This is a genomic window from Labilibaculum sp. (assembly GCF_963664555.1).
Lineage (GTDB): Bacteria > Bacteroidota > Bacteroidia > Bacteroidales > Marinifilaceae > Labilibaculum.
This window is the reverse complement of record NZ_OY761461.1, coordinates 2,573,194-2,592,466: the sequence shown is the minus strand read 5'-3', so window position 1 is coordinate 2,592,466 and position 19,273 is coordinate 2,573,194. Positions and strand designations below refer to the sequence as shown.

Below are 19,273 nucleotides of genomic sequence, written 5' to 3'. Positions count from 1 at the left end.
CCCGTAGGACTTCTTATTATTCAAGAAATCCTCAGATTTTACGTTTATTTTTGATTCGATCTGATTCAAAACTTTATTGTTTTTAGTACGGACACAAGATCTTATGTCCCTACATAATAATTACATATTTCGTCTGTACTGACCACCAACCTCGTATAAGGCGTTGGTTATCTGTCCTAAAGTGCAGAATTTGCAAACTTCCATTAAGGAGGCAAATACATTTTCATTCTTCAAGGCTGTCTCTTTTAGCTCTTTTAATGCTATTACAGCCTTTTCCTTCTGATTCCTCTGTACCAGGTCTTTAAATTTCACCTGATTAATTTTCTCTTCCTCATCGGAACGAATAACCTCCTTGGGTTGAACCGTTGGAGAACCTTTCGAGCTTAAAAATGTATTAACACCAACAATTGGAAGCTCTCCGCTGTGCTTCAAGCTCTCATACAATAAAGATTCAGATTGTATTTTGCTTCTTTGATACATGGTTTCCATAGCACCCAATACGCCGCCACGTTCCGTTAACCGGTCAAATTCTACCAGAACAGCTTCTTCCACCAAATCGGTTAATTCTTCAATAACGAATGATCCCTGCAAAGGATTCTGATTTTTGGCCAAACCCAGTTCTTTATTAATGATGATTTGTATCGCCATTGCCCTTCTTACCGACTCTTCGGTTGGTGTCGTGACAGCCTCATCGTAAGCATTCGTATGAAGCGAATTACAATTATCATAAATTCCGGTTAAAGCCTGCAATGTAGTTCGGATATCGTTGAATTCAATTTCTTGTGCGTGCAGCGATCTGCCCGAAGTTTGGATGTGATATTTCAATTTTTGTGAGCGACTATTAGCCTTGTAAAGATATTTCATGGCCTTCGCCCATATTATTCTCGCTACCCTACCAATTACGGTATATTCCGGATCCATGCCGTTCGAGAAAAAGAAGGAAAGATTCGGTGCAAAATCATCAACTTTCATACCTCTTGAAATGTAATATTCAACCAAGGTAAATCCGTTTGATAATGTAAAAGCCAATTGAGTAATTGGGTTAGCTCCGGCCTCCGCAATATGATATCCTGAAATAGAAACCGAATAGAAATTCCGAACCTCATTTTCGATGAAATACTGCTGAATATCTCCCATCATTTTCAGAGCAAAATCAATAGAAAATATACAGGTATTCTGCGCCTGATCCTCTTTTAGCATATCTGCCTGAACCGTTCCCCGAATCTTACAAATGGTTTCTTCCTTAATTTTCTGATAAACCTCAGCAGGCAATACCTGATCTCCGGTTGTTCCTAATAACAACAGTCCCAGGCCGTTATTTTCTTTTGGCAAATCGCCTACATAGCACACTCTGTCTTTCCCAGCGAAGATTGCTTCAAGTTTTACTTTAACCTCTTCTTCCAGTCCATTTGCCCGAATGTACTTCTCACACTCCTGATCGACAGCTACATTCATGTAATAGGCTACCAACATAGGTGCCGGCCCATTAATCGTCATGGATACCGAAGTTTTCGGATCGCACAAATCGAAACCACTGTATAGTTTCTTGGCATCATCCAACGAAGCGACAGAAACACCTGCATTACCAACTTTTCCGTAAATATCCGGCCGGTAATCGGGATCAGCTCCATACAAGGTAACTGAATCGAATGCAGTTGATAATCGAACCGCAGGTTGCCCTGCAGCCAAATAATGAAATCGCTTATTCGTTCTTTCAGGCGATCCTTCTCCTGCAAACATTCTTGTTGGGTCTTCCCCTTCCCGTTTGAACGGGAAAACACCTGCTGCGTAAGGAAATTCGCCGGGAACATTTTCTTTTAGATTCCATTTTACGATATCACCCCAACTTCTGTAGCCTGGCAATACAATCTTAGGAATCCTGCTCTGTGAAAGGGTTTCAAAGTGCGTCTCCACGGATAATTCTTTACCACGAACCTTATATTTGAATATATCCTCTTTGTATCTCTTTTTCTTTTCTTCCCATGAATCTATAATATTCTGATGCTTAAAATCTTTCGAAAGATCAGTTGCTTTATCAAAAAATAATCTCTTAACAGATTCTCCTTCAATAATTTTAACAGACTTATTTAAAGCATACAATTGATCTGCAATTTCAGATTGCTCTTCAGCCTTTGTATTGTATCTTCTTACCGTTTCTGAGATCTCTGAAAGGTATCTTACCCTGGCTGGCGGTACAATTTCAATTTTTTGGCTCGCCTCGAGGAGCGGTTTTCCATTCTGAGCAAAACCTGATGCATTACCTGCAATTAAAAACTCAATTAAGGCATGATAGAGCTCGTTTACGCCATGATCGTTAAATTGAGAGGCCACTGTTCCATAAACCGGCATATCGTCCGGATTTTGATCCCACAGAAGGTTGTTTCGCTGATATTGCTTTTTCACATCGCGTAAAGCATCCTGTGCACCTTGTTTGTCGAACTTATTGATGGCAATTAAATCAGCAAAATCGAGCATATCGATCTTCTCCAGCTGTGTTGCTGCTCCAAATTCAGGTGTCATCACATACACTTTCACATCACTGTAATCAACAATTTCAGTATCCGACTGTCCAATTCCTGAACTTTCAAGGAAAATACAGTCAAACCCTGCCGATTTCATCAAAATCAAAGCATCGTCAACATGTTTCGACAATGCCAGATTTGCCCGACGAGTAGCCAAAGACCTTAAATATATGTTTGGATGATTTATGGCATTCATACGAATACGATCGCCCAATAAAGCCCCGCCACTCTTTTTTCTCGATGGATCAACAGAAAGGATTGCCAGTTTCAATTCAGGATAATCGATATGAAGCCTGCGAATCAATTCATCCGTTAAGGAAGATTTTCCTGCTCCGCCTGTACCAGTAATTCCGATAACCGGTGTGTGATTGATTTTGGCACTGTTCTTTAATTCAAGATACAAATCAGAATCCTGCAAAAGATCGTGTTCTGCCAAGGTGATTAATCTTGATAGTAAATTAACATTCTCACTGGTAATTTCTGATGCTTTTGGCAATTCAAACTCATTCAACGAATAATCCGATTTCTCCAAAACCTCATTAATCATGCCTTGTAATCCAAGATTACGACCATCATCAGGTGAATACAAACCTGCAATTCCATATGCTTCCAACTCTTTAATTTCAGAGGGAAGGATTACGCCGCCGCCACCACCAAAAATACGAATATGACCTGCATTTTTTTGCTGCAGCAAATCATACATGTACTTAAAAAATTCCATATGTCCACCCTGGTAAGAGCTTATGGCAATGGCTTGTACATCTTCCTGAATAGCACAATCTACAATCTCTTCGGCAGAGCGGTTGTGTCCCAAATGAATCACTTCTGCTCCTGAAGCCTGAATAATTCTTCGCATGATATTAATCGAAGCATCATGTCCATCGAAAAGCGAAGTTGCTGTTACAATGCGAACCGTATTTTTAAGCTTGTATGTCGTGTTTGCTGTCATGCTTTAGTTGTAAAATCTATAAGTTCAAGGCTTTCCCGATAATTTCTGCAATGTCTAAATTTTGCAATTCCGCTTCTTTGTTTTTTGATTTAATTCCATCTGTCAGCATAGTCATGCAAAAAGGACAAGCTGAAGCAACTTTATCTACTTTTCGTTCGATAATTTCTTCGGTACGTTCGATATTCACCTCTTTATCACCTTTTTCGGCTTCTTTAAACATTTGAGCACCACCAGCACCACAGCACAGACCAAAGCTTCTCGCCCGTTTCATCTCTTTCACTTCTCCAAAAACTGCTTTCACTACATTCCTGGGAGCATCATAAATTCCATTTCCTCTTCCCAGATAACATGGATCGTGGTAAGTGATGCTTTCGCCTTTAAACGGGTTGTTCTCCAGTTTCAGTTTCCCGGTTCGAATCATCTCATCCAAAAACACCGTGTAATTAATCACCTCGTAGTTTCCTCCCAAATCAGGATATTCATTTTTCAGGGTATTGTAGCAGTGCGGACAAGTACAAATGATCTTTTTTACCTCATATCCGTTAAGAACCCCTATATTTTGCATCGCCTGCATCTGAAAAAGCATCTCGTTTCCTGCCCGCTTTGCTGCATCACCAGTACAACTTTCTTCTGTACCCAAAACAGCATAACTTACACCAAGATGATTCAATATTTTAGCAAATGCTCTGGCGACTTTCTGGTATCTGTCATCAAAAGCTCCGGCGCAACCAACCCAATACAGATATTCAGGTTTTTCGCCTTTCGCAGTTACGTCCGCCATAACAGGCACATCTATTTTTGTTTCTATTGTCATTTTAAAACAGCAATTAAAGTAAAACTTATCCTAAAGCACATCAATCAACTTAAAAACAACCGATTAATACAATCATTCACTCCATTTCATTCTGTCTTCAGGTGAGTATTGCCACGGTGCGCCATTGTTCTCAATGTTTGCAAACATGACATTTAATCCTGATGGTGCCGCCGATTCCTCCATCACCAAATACCTTCTCATGTCCATGATAAAATTGGGATGACTAATATCTATCGGACATTCCTGAGCGCAGGCGTTACAGGTTGTGCAGGCCCAAATTTCTTCTTCAGAAATATAATCGCGTAAAAGTGATTTGTTATCATCTTTACCTGCTATGGCTAAAGGTCCTTTCTCATCCATGCGCTTTCGCAGATCAACAAATATTTTCCTTGGCGACAAAAGTTTACCCGTAATATTGGCCGGACAAACATCCGTACAACGACCGCACTGTGTACAGGATAAAGAATCCATATAATTTTTCCAGCTCACATCTTCGATATCTTTAACACCAAAACGAGCAACTTCGGCACTTTCGTCATAAGCCGCTTCGGGATCAAGCATTAGCTTAACTTCACGGGTTATACTTTCCAAATTTGGATATTTAGTAAGCGGTTCCAAATTCGCCAAAAATACATTTGGTATGGATAGAAAAACATGAAAATGCTTCGAGTATGGCAAATAATTAGCAAATGTGAATATCAGTAACAAGTGCACCCACCAACCCGGCTCTTGAAGCCAGCTAAAATCCCACCCTAATAAATTAACCAAAGTGGCAGAAACAGGATAAACCCCTTCGTAAGCATTTGGGTGACTACTAATGTATCCCATATTGAAACAAATCAGGGAAACCATTAAAAACCCAATAAAATAAAGGGATAAAAGAGCATCCTGATTGGCTTTTGCAGTCATTTCTACTCCAGTAAAACGTTTTATTCTTAAAAACATTCTACGAAGGATAAAAAGCTTAATAAAAATGATAATCAACAAGGCAAACACATCTCCTGAGGCAATAACTACATCATAAAACCATCCAGTAAAGGCAAAAACCCTGTCCAATCCGCTAACGCCATCTACAAGCATTTCGATACTGCCGAGAGTGATCACAAGAAAGCCCCAAAACACCAATGCGTGCATCAAACCGATAACAGGCTTCCGAAATATTTTGGCTTGCCCAAATGCCACATTCATGGTATGAGATATTCTTGCACCAATATTTTTAATCGGATAAGCAGGCTTTGTCAGCTTAAAGAATCCCCACAAACGCTTTACTGAGTAGGCAAAAACGCCAAATGTGATTAATAATGTGATGATAAAGAGGATTTGTTTTATCATGGTTCAGCAATTAATGTGATTAGTAACAAACTCTTAGCCCCTTTCACAGGCTTATACTATTTTGAATTTCGGACTGCTTCTGTCAATTTTGGCAATACTTCCATAACGTCACCAATGATTCCATAATCAGCAACACCAAAAATCGGCGCCTCAGGATCTGTATTAACGGCCACGATACATTTACTCCTGCTGATACCAGCAACGTGTTGTATGGCTCCTGAAATACCCGCTGCGAAGTATAAATTCGGTGCTATTACTTTTCCTGTTTGTCCAACATGCTCCTCGTGTCCGCGCCATCCTTCATCCGAAACCGGACGAGAACAAGCAGTTGCGGCACCTAGTATCCCGGCAAGATCTTCCACAACACCCCAATTATCAGGACTTCTCATTCCTCTTCCTGCAGAAACAACAATATCTGCATCAGCAAGATCAACTTTATTTGTTTGCTTTTCTTCCTCCAGTACCTGAATTGTGAAATGAGCAGCGTCCAAATCCGGCGAAAATTCCTCAATCGATACATCAACCTGATTTTCTATAAGACCGAAACAATTTTTAGCAATGGTTATCACTTTTACAGGTGAATCAATTTGAACATGTTCGAAAGCTTTTCCTGAAAAAGCACCTTTTTTAACTACAAACGGATTCATAGATATTGGAAGTTCCAAGACGGCAGATACCATTCCAGCTTTCATTTTAACTGAAATTCTTGGAGCTATGGCTTTGCCACTCTCATTATCGCTCATAACAATTGTGTCTGCGCCTTCTATTTCTGCTAATTCAGAAATTACCTGAGCATAAACACGGCTTGTTAACGTATTCATTTGTGGATCATTCACGGAAATAATTCTCTCCGCACCATATTTCCCCAAACTTTTCAATTCTTCCTCCTTTACCTCACCGATAGAAACAACAATAAGCTGTGTATTTAATTGGCTGGCTAAATTTCTCGTATAGGATACCAATTCATAGGTGGAATTCTTAAACTTCCCGTTCCAATTTTTGGCAAATGCAATTACTGACATAGGCTTTTCTTTTAGATATGAGATAATAGATTTTAGATATGATACTTAACACAAAAAAACAAGGCTTTCCGACTCATTAATTGCTCATCTACCATCCATCATACTTGATTAAACATGGTAATCTTAATTACTTACTACAATACCTTAGCTTCGTTTTTCAAAAGCTCAACCAGTTGCTCCGCGTGCCCGGCATCAATCATTTTACAAGCTCCTTTGGCTTTTGGCAATTCAAATTTTATCGATTTAGTCAGCATGTCTATCTCTGTTGCTGCTATCGCCTCCAAAGGTTTCTTACGTGCCATCATTATTCCGCGCATAGCAGGAATCCTTGGTTCCTTTGCAATTCCTTTCTGAACTACAGCAACTAACGGTACTTCGGCCTTAATTTTTTGTTTTCCTCCTGGAATTGCCCGATAAAGAATAAGATCATCGCCATCAAAACCTACACTGGAAACAGACGAAACTCCGGAATAATTCATGAACTCTGCAATCATTGCACCTACTGATGAACCATTGTAATCGCTTGACTCTATTCCACTAAAAACAATATCGAAAGGATTCTCCTTAAGATATGCCGCAATTTGTCCGGCCACATAGTACGCATCTGCTGCACAGGCATCAATACGAATCGCCTTATCAGCACCAATAGCAAGAGCTTTTCTTAAGGTCGCATCCGTTTGGGCACCGCCAACATGAATCACACAAACCTCATCTACCGAATTGCCGGCATCCTCTTTCAATTCCAAAGCACGAGTCAAGGCCAGTTCATCCCATGGATTAATAATCCACTGAACACCTGAATCATCAAACAGAGTATTATCTTCCTTGAACTTCACTTTAGTTGTGGTATCAGGAACATTACTTATACAGACCAATATCTTCATATGCATTAAATTTTAGTATCTGGTACCGGAATTATTTCACGAAGACTAATTCCGGTTACAACCGTTTTTATTAATAATTGACTTAATCTATCTATTCATAAAAAATACTATAAATTATTGTCAAAAAGCTACTTATGAGCAGACAAAATAGTATTACGGGTATTCTGTCAATCAATCAATCCTCTGGAAATTACAATCTTTTGAATCTCAGAAGTCCCTTCATAAATCTGTGTTAGTTTTGCATCACGCATTAAACGTTCAACATGATATTCCTTTACATATCCGTATCCTCCGTGAATCTGAACTGCTTCGGTGGTTACCTTCATTGCAGTTTCGGCAGCATATAGTTTGGCCATGGCACTTGCCTGTCCGTAAGGTTTGCCCTGATCTTTTAACCAGGCTGCTTTTAAACAGAAAAAGCGCGCAGCCTCAATATCAACGGCCATATCAGCTAATTTAAATGCGATTGCCTGATGATGGATAATCTCTTTTCCGAAAGCTTTTCTTTCCTGTGCATATTTTAGTGCCAATTCGTATGCTCCTGAAGCAATACCCAAAGCCTGCGAGGCAATTCCTATTCTGCCCCCTTCCAGCGACTGCATGGCCAATTTAAATCCAAAACCTTCTTCACCCAAACGATTTTCCTTTGGAACTTTTACATTATTGAACATTACCGAACAGGTATCTGATGCCCGCATTCCCATTTTATTTTCATGAGGACCAACAGTAATTCCCTCGGATTTCGAGTCGACAAGCAAAGCATTAATTCCTTTGTGTTTTAATTCGGGATGAGTTTGAGCCATTACAATGTAGGTAGAAGCTGATTTACCGTTTGTAATCCAATTTTTGGTGCCGTTCACCAAATAATGGTCTCCCATATCAACGGCAGTAGTTCTTTGTGAAGTCGCATCAGAGCCTGCTTCAGGTTCCGATAACAGGAAGGCTCCTATTTTCTCACCCCGGGCCATCGGTTTTAAAAATTTCTGCTTTTGAGCTTCAGTTCCATATTTTTCAACCCCCCAACAAACCAATGAATTGTTTACCGACATGATTACTGATACCGAGGAATCGACCTTTGAAATTTCTTCCATTGCCAAAACATAGGATATGGTATCCATTCCACCACCATCGTATTCCAATCCAACAAGCATTCCCAGAAAACCTAACTCAGCCAAACGTTTCACCTGCTCAGTTGGATACTCTGATTTCTCATCTCGTTCTATTACTCCGGGCAAGAGCTCGCGTTGGGCAAAATCCCGTGCCGCATCCCTTATCATTAACTGCTCTTCGGTAAATTCAAAATTCATAGTTTTAATTTTTAGGTGTGATATTAAAAGCTATTAGCTGACAGCAATTAGTTTTTAGCTGATTTACATGATGTAACAATTTAATTATTCAGTAATACATCCATTTATTCCCCCCGTTTGTAAACTATAGCAACTAAAGACTTATCGTCTCCTCCCATATTTACAGACATTGCATATGGTTTTTCCTTCGTAATTTCAATTTGCGCCTCACCGGCATTACCTGTCAATTGCTCCCAAATGGTTACAGCCTGATGAACTCCGGTAGCACCGGTTGGATGTCCCCAACCAATTAATCCGCCCGTTGTGTTTACAGGTATTTTTCCATATCTGGAGGTGTGTCCTGCCAAAACAAATTCAGGCCCTTTTCCTTCTTTGGCTAAACCAATAGCTTCCAAAGCCATTATTCCGGCAATAGAAAAACAATCGTGTACTTCAACAGTTCCCAATTGATCAACAGTAATTCCAGCCATTTGCATTGCTTTTTCTGCCACCACCTTCATGGTAGTTAAACTGGTCATCACCTCTGGTTTTTGAGTAATATCTGCTGCAACATGAGCAAAACCAACAACTTCAACTGCATCTTTTGCTTTTAATCCAATTCTTTTTAATCCTTCGTCAGATACTATCGCAATCGCTGAAGCTCCGTCAGAAACTTTAGAACAGTCAAAAACATTTAAATGATCCACAAAACCTTTTGGATTTACAGGTGTGTTTGCAGTCCCTTCCAAATCCTTATTTGTATTGTGAAATTCCTGAGCAGTTTTGCACAAACGTGCATTTTCAATGGCATTACAATACCACTTCGCCATTGCTTTGCGGGTAATTTCCCTGCCAAATTTTTCATAATAAGCACCTGCCCGGTCACTAAACACACCAGGAAAAAAGTAAGCATGTCCCTCTTTACGTGTTTTTTGCCATCCGGCACCAGCCAAAACATCCGCTCCATACACCGCTTTCATAGTATTCTGAACCTCAAAGCCAAGAGCAAGCACCACATCTGCTGTTTCTGCAAGAATCGATTTCATTCCTGTAGTCAGCGCTAAACCTCCTGATGCACAAGCACCTTCCACTCTCACAGATGGCTTGTACTTTAAGCCTTCATCTATTAAAGACAAAAACGCAGGCAAATTAGCTTGCCTATTAAAACGGGAAGCCATAAAATTTCCAATCACACCCTCATCAACATTTTTGGCTCCACCAATCATTTTTAAGCTAGCTTGGCCAGCTTCCTTAATGTAGTGTTCCAAATCCGGACGAGGCTTCTTTGGATGAAATTCATTTCTTCCGGTTCCCATCGAAATGGTATTGTAACCGGCCAGCATGTATATTTTTTTGCGTAATGCGTTCATTGTTTTAGATATGAGATAATAGATATGAGACGTGAGAAAAATTTCAAAACATCAGATAATCATCTAGCATCGGTTACAAATAAAATTTCGGCAATCCATTAAATCAAACATTAATTCAGTGTTAGAAATGAGATTTGTTTTATGAATCTCACTTCCAACATCTTTAATCTATTTTAAAAATACTCGTTAATTGGACCATAGGCATGGAAGAAACCTGTTTCCAAAACGGTATTTACATCAGCCTTTGATTCCGCAACTTTTGTATCAACAAGCATCTGACCAATTGCTTTGGAATTTTTACCGTACGCAATCGCCAAATTAGCGCCAACACTATCTATTTGATGCAGTTCATTAAAAAACTTCTTTAGATGATCGGCTTTCTTCGCATCACGAACAACAGATTTCCAGTAGATTTTAAGAGTTGGCAGTTCTCCCAACAAAGCAGCACAATCCATTTCGATATTCTCAGTTGGAATGTACTTCGCGTTTTCCAAATCATAAACTTCTGTAATCCGGCCTTTCTGATATTTGAAAATACCGTTCTTTTGAGAACCATCAGCAAACTGACCCCCTTTCACATTGTTATCGAACAATTGATTCAAGGCTGCATGCGATAATTTTTCATTCGGAAATGAGGGCTGCATACTCTCCAAAATAAATCGGGTAACGTCAATCCCCACATAATCCAGCAATTGAAAGATTCCCATTGGCCGCACCAACAAATCGCGACTTATGGTATCAATTAAGAAAAAGGCTTTTGCCCATCCTTCTGTTTTTGCTAATTCTTCAGCCAGATTAAGCGCATACAAAGCATCACGCATGAAGTGACCATTACCGATAAATCCGGCAACATCTCTTGATTGAACAACAATTTTGCGCATCGATTTGGCTAAATTTACCGAAAAGGATGCTAAATCATCATTCGTATGATCCGTTTTAATGATCTCTAACAATTTTTGAATTACCGGAGGATTGTAAAAATGATAACCAATGATGTTTCCATTTAATTTAGCTTCTTTTTCAATTCCTCCAATTGGAATCGATGACGTATTGGTTAAAAACCAAGCATCAGGATTATTTTTTTTGATTTGAGAAAACAACTTTACTTTTAGAGCTTTATCCTCTTTTATGGCTTCAAAAATCAATTGTGAGCCATAGGCTGTTTCTATACGGGTTGATGTTTGTATCATTTCCATCACATCATACACAAACTGACTAATAATTTCATCATTATCAATTAAATCTTCACGATCCTGATACCAAGTACGCAATTCGACTATATTTTTTTCTGCGTGCTTTACCAATTGTGATTTTACGTAACCCAATAAACTGTTTAAAGCAGATTGTGATACATCAATAGCGTTTAAGACAAACTCTTTATCTTCTTTCTTACCAATTTTTAATTTGGCCATTTCAAAAGATAATAATACAAGAATACCGCTTCCCATTTTTCCTGCGGCACCTAAAACACTAACATTTTCCATTTTTCGGATCAAATCCATATTGCTTATTGTTTAAATTTTGATTTTACTATTATTTGATATGATACATGTTTCCCATTTGAGCTAAATCAAAAACCCATCTACACGTCCTGCTTATTGTTTCAAAAACAACAAGTCTCCCTACAAATTTTGATTATTACCAGTTTGGTTTGCGTTTCTCTAAAAAGGCGTTTATGCCTTCTTCCCTTTCTGTCTGATCCTCCTTAAAAAGACGGCCAAATTCTTTGGATTCCATTTTGCCTGCATCTTTACCCGACAATTCCAAACCATTGCGAACCATTTCTTTGATTAGCCGCAAAGCATTAGGACTTTTAGAGGCTATTTTTCCGGCCAAATCCAAACTCACTTCGAGAAGTGTTTCCGGCGGCGCCAATTTCTGAACCACTCCCAATTGATAGGCTTCTTCAGCTGTTATGCCTTCTCCAAGCATCATAAGATACATAGCATTTCCGGCTCCAACCAAACGCGGCAATCTTTGAGTGCCGTTAAATCCGGGTATCAGACCCAAATTCACTTCGGGCAAACCCAACCTGGCTTTTTCACTGGCTACACGTATATCACATGAAAGCGCCAGTTCTAACCCTCCCCCAAGGGCAAAACCGTTAATTGCAGCAATAACCGGGATCTCCAATTTAGCAATCTGATCAAAAACCTGTTTTCCTATTTCAGAAAAATCATAGGCTGCCTGCGGAGAGTATTCCTGAATGGCTTTAATATCAGCACCGGCAACAAAGGCTTTCCCCTCTCCCGTAATCACTAATACTCTAATACTTTGGATAATTTCTTTGCTGTTGAAAAAACAGGCCAGCTCTTTAAAAACACCCTCATTTAAGGCATTCAAGGCTTCGGGACGGTTAAGAGTCAAAATTCCTATTTTGTCTCTTTTTTCAAATTTTAAATAATTAAAGTGCATGTGTATATAATTCAATTATAGTTGCCACATGGAACTTATCATGCTTTGAATTTTTTAATTTTAAAATAAAATTCATAAGTATTCAAAGATGAAGGTTTCATAGGTGTGTTATGAGACGTTTTTTCATCTACATATCTAAATATAATAAAAACTCTTAACATTCAAAAGGTAAGATTTCTGACTAACACGCCTTTAGCTCACACCACCAACATTTACAAGGCTTTAAGAAAATAAAAAAAGTCAAAAAAAGACCCTTAATTCTTTTTATTCACTTTAGCAAAATAAAAAAGCCTGATCCGTTAAACGAATCAGGCTCTGTATCATGAAATTATAAATTAAACGGCGATTTTCTTATGCCATATTGTGGTAAACATTCTGAACATCGTCGTTGTCTTCCAGTTTTTCCAGCAATTTTTCAACATCTGCAACTTGTTCCTCAGTTAATTCTTTTGTATCCATTGGAATTCTTTCGAAACCTGATGAAATTACCTCAATTTCGTTCTCTTCCAGGTAAGCCTGTATTTTTCCAAAATCAGGGAAGTTACCGTAAAGCATGATTCCTTCCTCCTCTGCAAATACTTCCTCTACTCCTATGTCGATTAATTCGAACTCCAATTCTTCAATATCCTGACCTTTGTTTTCAATCTGAAAATGACATTTGTGTTCAAACATGAATTCAACACTACCGGCAGTACCTAAACTACCTTTGCATTTTGAAAAATAAGAGCGAACATCTGCAACCGTTCTGGTATGGTTATCGGTAGCAGTTTCAACTAATACAGCAATACCATGAGGAGCATATCCTTCGTAAATAATTTCCTTATAGTCCTTCTGATCTTTAGATGTTGCTTTTTTAATTGCTCTTTCAACATTTTCCTTAGGCATATTTACTGCCTTTGCATTTTGAATAACTGCACGCAAACGAGAATTAGTCGCGGGATCGGGGCCACTTTCTTTAATTGCCATTACGATATCTTTACCAATACGCGTAAAAGCTTTAGCCATCTTATCCCAACGCTTCATTTTTCGCGCTTTCCTAAATTCAAATGCTCTTCCCATAATTTATGTATATAATTTTGCGCAAAAATAGCACATGTTATCCAATCTGTAAAGCGAAAATACATTTTTTTTAAGATAGTAATTGAGATTTGAGTGAAAGAGTGAATTAGAAATGTTGTGTTTCAATGATTTATTTGCAGTACAAATTATATTTCATTTCTTCTAATCCCAATTCCACGATACAACCATAAAGCATGAAAAAGCTCATTGTTTGAATGAGCTTGAATTCGTATTTTTAGCAACACTTAGTCAAACAAATAACAACCCTACTCAAATGAAAAAGATGATCATTTTGTTTTCTGCTTTACTAGTACTATCAGCTTCTGGTAATCAAGCAAAAGCAGAACAAAAGGCGGATGTTTCGAACATCTCAAGCGAAAACATCAATCGAACGATTGAAATACTAAGCACAAGCAATGCGGATAAACACCTTGTTGAAAAAGGAGTAAAACATGCTGCCAACCTATGGCGTGCAAGTGACGGAACAGAGGAAGAATTTACAACTTTCTGTAAGGAGAACTTTATTGTTGATCAATCAGAAAAAGAGCTTGTTTTTCAAAAAATATCAAGGAACATTGAAATTATAACCGGTCATTTTAATAAAATAACACTTGATTTATTAGAACCGGTGCATTTAAATACATTCGAGCAGCATCCTATTGACAATGCCTTTGGTGCTTACAGTGTAGATTCTCACTGGATGAATGATTTCTACCAAAATAAAATTGCTTTTATTATTGCCTTGAATTTTCCTCCGTTCAGTTTGGAAGAAAAAGAAACAAATGCTAAAGAATGGACTCGTCAGCAATGGGCTTATGCCCGTTTGGGTGATTATTTTACAGCAAGAGTACCTGCTGAACTCCTACAGGAAGTCGGAAAAATGGCCGCTAACACCGATGTTTACATTATGGACTATAACATTCATGTTGGACATTTAACTGATGCCAAAGGAAATCGTTTCTTCCCTGAAGATAAAGTTCTTTTGTCGCACTGGAACCTGCGTGATGAGCTTAAAGCCAACTACGCCAACAAAACAGATGGTTTGGAAAAGCAGAAGATGATTTATCAGGTGATGCAGCGCATTATTTCTCAGGAAATCCCTGAAAAGGTAATCAACAATGGGAATTTGGAGTGGGATCCGTATACCAATCTGGTTTATCAGGATGGAAAAACAATTGAAGCAACACCTGAACCAAATGAAAGATATCAGCAAATTCTAAATAATTTCCATGCCAATAAAGCAATCGATCCTTACTATCCGGATCAAAACACCTTTATTAAAAGGCAATATGACGGAGCCAAAGAAATATCTGCAGAAGCGACTGAAAAAATCTTTACGGATTTTATGCGCTCCGAGGAAACCAAAAAAGTTGGTGAGCTAATTAAGCAAAGATTAGGTCGTGATTTGGAACCATTCGACATTTGGTACGATGGTTTTAAAGCCCGCAGCGGAATGGATGAGTCGAAGCTGGATGCCCAGACCCGTAAATTGTACCCTGACGCGGCCGCTTTGGAAGCTGATTTACCAAATTTATTGGTAAAACTGGGTTACGATAAGGAAAGAGCACAATGGTTGGGAGCTCATATTGCTGTTGATCCGGCAAGAGGCTCGGGACACGCCTGGGGTGGTGCTGCCAAAGGACAAAAGGCTCATTTACGTACCCGAATTGGTGAAAAAGGAATGGATTACAAAGGCTACAACATTGCGGTTCATGAGTTTGGGCACAATGTGGAGCAAACCATATCGCTTTATGATGTTGACAACTTTGTAATGAATGGCGTTCCAAACACTGCATTTACTGAAGCATTGGCGTTTATCTTCCAAAAAAGAGACATGTTATTGCTGGGAATTCATAACGATTCACCTCAGGAAGATGCTTTAAAAAAACTTGACTTATTCTGGAGTGCCTACGAAATAATGGGTGTTTCGGTATTGGATATCCGCATGTGGAAATGGCTGTATGCAAATCCTGAAGCTGATGCAGCTCAGCTGCGCGATGCTGCCATGCGAATTGCAAAAGAAGTTTGGAATGAATTCTACGCTCCTGTTTACGGCGTAAAAGATCAGACTATTTTGGCCATTTATTCACACATGCTAAACAGTCCGCTGTACTTATCGAACTATGCTTTTGGCAATGTAATTGAGTTCCAATTGGAGCAACAATTAAAAGGAAAGAATTTCCCTGCCGAAATAGACAGAATATTTAAACAAGGACGTTTGACTCCCAACCAATGGATGGTTGAAGCTACCGGTAACGATTTATCAGCACAACCTTTATTGAAAGCAGCTAAAGAAGCTTTGGAAGAATTGAAGTAATAAACTTATTAAAATAGAGGATTGAGACTGTTCCGCAAGGAATGGTCTCTTTTTGCTTTTATTCAATTTTATAATTTAAATTGGGAAGCTTCCCTCTCATACAGGCACCCCAATTTCTCAGGATCGGAATCTCTTCGGCTCAGAGCGGAAAGACTTGCTTATTTAGAGGAAGCGCCGGAAAGACAATAAAATAGGATTCTGGTAAAAGTACAGATCAACCTACTATTCTCTGTGCAACTCCGTGCCTTCTGTGGTAGAAAAATCTGATAAATAGTACATAGAAGAGATTAAAATAGAATTGAGCACGGGGTACACGGGGAAAAACAACAAAACAGTTTTCGTTCAGGCCTTAGCTTGAGTAAGCATTTAACCGTTGGAACTATCATAAAAAACCTTTACTTTCAATGCCGGTTATGAACGATAAGATAACAAGCTGATATGATAAAAACCAAGATATACCAATTAGTTGAAAACGGATCACATGGCAAGAAAATGAATCGTTTTTTTGATTATTTTATCATGTCTCTCATTATTTTGAGTGTAAGTGCAATAATCCTTGAATCGATTGCTGAGATAAATTTAAAATATGGTAATCTTTTAGAAATATTTAATATTATCTCAATTATCATTTTCTCAATAGAATATTTGTTAAGACTTTATATCTCTGACCTAACCCATCCAACAAACAGCAAAATAAAGTCTGTACTTAAATTTATCTTTTCTGCATATGGAATTATTGATTTACTTGCTATTATGCCATTCTATTTACCAATGCTAATTAAAATAGACTTAAGATTTTTAAGAGCTTTAAGACTAACCAGAATTTTACGAGTTTTAAAAATTAACCGCTATAATAATTCATTAAACTTGATTTGGTCTGTAATTAAAGAGAAAAAACCTGAATTAGTAGTAACAGCCTTCGTGACCTTTCTTATTTTAATGTTAGCGTCTTTTATAATGTATTTTATTGAGGGCGAAGCACAACCTGAAAAATTTCCCAATATTTTAGCATCATTTTGGTGGGCTGTCGCTACACTCACAACTGTTGGCTATGGTGATGTGTATCCGATAACAGCGCTCGGAAAATTTGTTAGTGGATTTATTGCTCTTTTGGGAATTGGTTTAGTAGCTCTCCCTGCTGGACTTATTAGTGCCGGATTTATTAATAAGGTGGAAAAAAAACACAATTGTCCTCATTGTGGTAAAGAAATTAACAAATAAAAAAGTGACTAACAAAAAATTACTAATCCCAAACCCTAAATAAATCAACAGAAATGGAACCAGTATTCTTCTTTATTATTTTTGCAATAATCGTTACAGTTTTACTATCAGCAGTTTTTTTCAGTAAAAAAGCCATTATTAAACGAAAGCTAAAAAAATCGGAGCTTCGGAAAATTGCAGATTTTAAAGATGGTGAGCTGGCGAGAATTGTTGGAACAGTTGAATTTGTTGATGCTCCCCTTCTATCTCCTCTTTCGAACCGTGAATGTTCTTATTACTATGTGCATATCGAGCAAAAAGTGGCATCAGGCAATAGTTCAAAATGGAAAACGATTATTGAGGAGGAAATATCAAACAAATTTTTAATTCGGGAAGAAACCAGCTATGCATTTATAAATGACAGCAGAATTAAATCTTACATTGTTCAGGACGAAAGTTATTCTACCGGATTTTTTACCGACGCACCACAGAATCTTGAAAATTACCTGAATAGCAAAGGAGTTAAAAGTGAGAACTCCTGGGGCTTTAATAAAACACTTCGGTACAAAGAAGGAATTCTTGAACAGGGAGAAAAAGCAGCTGTGTTTGGAAAGGGAGAATGGAAAGATGCGACAAGTCTGAACCTGCCTGAAAAGTATGGACGGATTCTTGCAATTACATCCAGCACTGAGGATGCCGTTTACTTAAGCGATGATCCTGATACTACAGTAAAAAATGCCGCAAAAATCAGTTCTTCGGAAAAACCCAATACAAACACCAGAAGAGGCCGTTATAGAAAATAAGCTGCGGAGTTCACTATTGAATGTGGCTAAGAAGAATTTTAAAGCAACAAAAAAAACTCAAAATACAAACAAGAGCACAAGGCTTACCGTACAAAAGTCTATTGTGCATATTTACAGATATCTTAAGAACAAAAAATGACCCAGGGCAAACCTACATATCAAGATCTGGAAAAAGAAATAATCAAATTAAAGCTTGAATTAAAAATTCAGGATAAGATGATTAATACGATTCCGAATCCCTTGTTTGTCAAGAACAAAGATTTTATCTATACCAATTGTAATGACGCTTTTGCAAATTATCTGGGCCTGCCCAAAACTAAAATTATAAATTCAAGTGTTTACGAGATTGCACCAAAGGAACTTGCCGACAAATATTACAATGCAGATTGCGAATTACGTGATAATCTGGAAAATCAAACCTATGAATGCAATGTGAAATATGCTGACGGAACTTTTCATGATATCATTTTTCATAAGGCCAATATAATTAATGAGAAAAATGAGTTTTGTGGAATTGTTGGTATCATACTTGACATTACTGAATATAAAGATGCAGAACAAGCTTTAAAAGAAAACCAAAAGCGCTTAATAGAACTTAATGCAACAAAAGACAAACTTTTTTCAATAATTGCGCACGATTTAAGAACGCCGTTCTCGAGTATTTTGGGATTTTCGGAATTGTTGATTGAAGACGCAAATGATTTTGATGAGTTAGAAACGGAAGAGTATTTAAAGTTAATAAATACAACTGCCAAAAGCACTCTTGTTTTGCTTGACAATTTATTGAATTGGGCAAAATCACAAACTGGAACTTTAATTTATAAGCCAAAAAAAATAGTTTTATCATCCATTATCGAAGAGACAGTAAAAAATTCAAATGCAACAGCAAAAATTAAAAACATATCAATAAATCAGATTCAAACCGATGAGATTGCGGTTAATGCCGATGAAAATATGCTGAAAACTATTTTACGAAATCTTATTTCCAATGCAATCAAATTCACTAAACCCGGAGGATGTATTACCATTTCTGCAATTCCGAAACACACGTATGTCGAAATTTCTGTTTCGGATAATGGAGTTGGGATTAATAACAAAACTCTTAAAAAGCTATTTGATATTTCTGAAAATACAACTTCCAAAGGTACTGAAAAGGAAAAAGGGTCTGGTTTGGGATTGATTCTTTGCAAAGAATTTGTGGAAAAACACAAGGGTGACATTTGGGTTGAAAGCGAAATAGGAAAAGGAAGTGTTTTCAAATTCACCCTCCCTTTACACAATCCAAGTTAAACCGCAAACA

General features: G+C 37.9%; 14 protein-coding genes. 4 read left to right on the top strand and 10 right to left on the bottom strand.

Features of this window, described 5'->3' with window-relative positions; translation table 11 throughout:
- Window positions 1-120: 120 nt before the first annotated feature.
- From ACKU4N_RS10310 to ACKU4N_RS10265, 10 genes are all read right to left on the bottom strand, one after another.
- The gene (locus ACKU4N_RS10310; protein WP_321316203.1) at window positions 121-3,471 is read right to left on the bottom strand and encodes a methylmalonyl-CoA mutase family protein; all 3,351 of its coding nucleotides are present in this window, start codon (window positions 3,469-3,471) and stop codon (window positions 121-123) included.
- 16 nt (window positions 3,472-3,487) lie between these two features.
- Entirely contained in the window at window positions 3,488-4,285 is a 798-nt protein-coding gene (locus ACKU4N_RS10305; RefSeq protein ID WP_321316202.1) for a (Fe-S)-binding protein, read from the bottom strand.
- 72 nt (window positions 4,286-4,357) lie between these two features.
- Window positions 4,358-5,617 (bottom strand): 4Fe-4S dicluster domain-containing protein, encoded by a 1,260-nt coding sequence (locus tag ACKU4N_RS10300; protein ID WP_321316200.1) that lies wholly within the window; start codon window positions 5,615-5,617, stop codon window positions 4,358-4,360.
- Window positions 5,618-5,673: 56 nt separating this feature from the next.
- A complete protein-coding gene (locus ACKU4N_RS10295) occupies window positions 5,674-6,639 on the bottom strand; it encodes an electron transfer flavoprotein subunit alpha/FixB family protein (RefSeq protein ID WP_321316198.1) in 966 nt (321 codons plus the stop codon).
- A gap of 134 nt (window positions 6,640-6,773) precedes the next feature.
- Window positions 6,774-7,523, bottom strand: a complete 750-nt coding sequence (locus ACKU4N_RS10290; RefSeq protein ID WP_321316197.1) for an electron transfer flavoprotein subunit beta/FixA family protein — start codon at window positions 7,521-7,523, stop codon at window positions 6,774-6,776.
- Between the two features lie 167 nt (window positions 7,524-7,690).
- Complete coding sequence (locus ACKU4N_RS10285) at window positions 7,691-8,830, bottom strand: acyl-CoA dehydrogenase (RefSeq protein ID WP_321316196.1); 1,140 nt, start codon at window positions 8,828-8,830, stop codon at window positions 7,691-7,693.
- A gap of 104 nt (window positions 8,831-8,934) precedes the next feature.
- Window positions 8,935-10,179, bottom strand: coding sequence for a thiolase C-terminal domain-containing protein (locus ACKU4N_RS10280; protein WP_321316194.1), 1,245 nt, complete (start codon window positions 10,177-10,179; stop codon window positions 8,935-8,937).
- 173 nt (window positions 10,180-10,352) lie between these two features.
- Window positions 10,353-11,681, bottom strand: a complete 1,329-nt coding sequence (locus ACKU4N_RS10275) for a 3-hydroxyacyl-CoA dehydrogenase family protein (RefSeq protein ID WP_321316193.1) — start codon at window positions 11,679-11,681, stop codon at window positions 10,353-10,355.
- 136 nt (window positions 11,682-11,817) lie between these two features.
- Window positions 11,818-12,594: an enoyl-CoA hydratase/isomerase family protein gene (locus tag ACKU4N_RS10270; protein WP_321316191.1), complete on the bottom strand. Its 777-nt coding sequence runs from the start codon at window positions 12,592-12,594 to the stop codon at window positions 11,818-11,820.
- Between the two features lie 351 nt (window positions 12,595-12,945).
- Entirely contained in the window at window positions 12,946-13,653 is a 708-nt protein-coding gene (locus ACKU4N_RS10265) for a YebC/PmpR family DNA-binding transcriptional regulator (protein WP_321316189.1), read from the bottom strand.
- A 274-nt stretch (window positions 13,654-13,927) separates the two neighbouring features.
- On the opposite strand from ACKU4N_RS10265, the gene ACKU4N_RS10260 reads away from it, so the two are divergent.
- From ACKU4N_RS10260 to ACKU4N_RS10245, 4 genes are all read left to right on the top strand, one after another.
- Window positions 13,928-15,970 carry a hypothetical protein gene (locus tag ACKU4N_RS10260; protein WP_321316187.1) on the top strand — a complete coding sequence of 681 codons (2,043 nt, stop codon included), beginning with the start codon at window positions 13,928-13,930 and terminating at the stop codon, window positions 15,968-15,970.
- 438 nt (window positions 15,971-16,408) lie between these two features.
- The gene (locus ACKU4N_RS10255) at window positions 16,409-17,191 is read left to right on the top strand and encodes an ion transporter (protein ID WP_321316186.1); all 783 of its coding nucleotides are present in this window, start codon (window positions 16,409-16,411) and stop codon (window positions 17,189-17,191) included.
- 53 nt (window positions 17,192-17,244) lie between these two features.
- Window positions 17,245-17,973 carry a hypothetical protein gene (locus ACKU4N_RS10250; protein WP_321316184.1) on the top strand — a complete coding sequence of 243 codons (729 nt, stop codon included), beginning with the start codon at window positions 17,245-17,247 and terminating at the stop codon, window positions 17,971-17,973.
- A gap of 135 nt (window positions 17,974-18,108) precedes the next feature.
- A complete protein-coding gene (locus ACKU4N_RS10245; protein ID WP_321316182.1) occupies window positions 18,109-19,263 on the top strand; it encodes a PAS domain-containing sensor histidine kinase in 1,155 nt (384 codons plus the stop codon).
- Window positions 19,264-19,273: the final 10 nt, after the last annotated feature.

Coding starts and splice junctions, on each gene's coding strand:
- ACKU4N_RS10310 (WP_321316203.1), bottom strand. CDS start 3,471: ATGACAGCAAACACGACATACAAGCTTAAAAATACGGTTCGCATTGTA.
- ACKU4N_RS10305 (WP_321316202.1), bottom strand. CDS start 4,285: ATGACAATAGAAACAAAAATAGATGTGCCTGTTATGGCGGACGTAACT.
- ACKU4N_RS10300 (WP_321316200.1), bottom strand. CDS start 5,617: ATGATAAAACAAATCCTCTTTATCATCACATTATTAATCACATTTGGC.
- ACKU4N_RS10295 (WP_321316198.1), bottom strand. CDS start 6,639: ATGTCAGTAATTGCATTTGCCAAAAATTGGAACGGGAAGTTTAAGAAT.
- ACKU4N_RS10290 (WP_321316197.1), bottom strand. CDS start 7,523: ATGAAGATATTGGTCTGTATAAGTAATGTTCCTGATACCACAACTAAA.
- ACKU4N_RS10285 (WP_321316196.1), bottom strand. CDS start 8,830: ATGAATTTTGAATTTACCGAAGAGCAGTTAATGATAAGGGATGCGGCA.
- ACKU4N_RS10280 (WP_321316194.1), bottom strand. CDS start 10,179: ATGAACGCATTACGCAAAAAAATATACATGCTGGCCGGTTACAATACC.
- ACKU4N_RS10275 (WP_321316193.1), bottom strand. CDS start 11,681: ATGGATTTGATCCGAAAAATGGAAAATGTTAGTGTTTTAGGTGCCGCA.
- ACKU4N_RS10270 (WP_321316191.1), bottom strand. CDS start 12,594: ATGCACTTTAATTATTTAAAATTTGAAAAAAGAGACAAAATAGGAATT.
- ACKU4N_RS10265 (WP_321316189.1), bottom strand. CDS start 13,653: ATGGGAAGAGCATTTGAATTTAGGAAAGCGCGAAAAATGAAGCGTTGG.
- ACKU4N_RS10260 (WP_321316187.1), top strand. CDS start 13,928: ATGAAAAAGATGATCATTTTGTTTTCTGCTTTACTAGTACTATCAGCT.
- ACKU4N_RS10255 (WP_321316186.1), top strand. CDS start 16,409: ATGATAAAAACCAAGATATACCAATTAGTTGAAAACGGATCACATGGC.
- ACKU4N_RS10250 (WP_321316184.1), top strand. CDS start 17,245: ATGGAACCAGTATTCTTCTTTATTATTTTTGCAATAATCGTTACAGTT.
- ACKU4N_RS10245 (WP_321316182.1), top strand. CDS start 18,109: ATGACCCAGGGCAAACCTACATATCAAGATCTGGAAAAAGAAATAATC.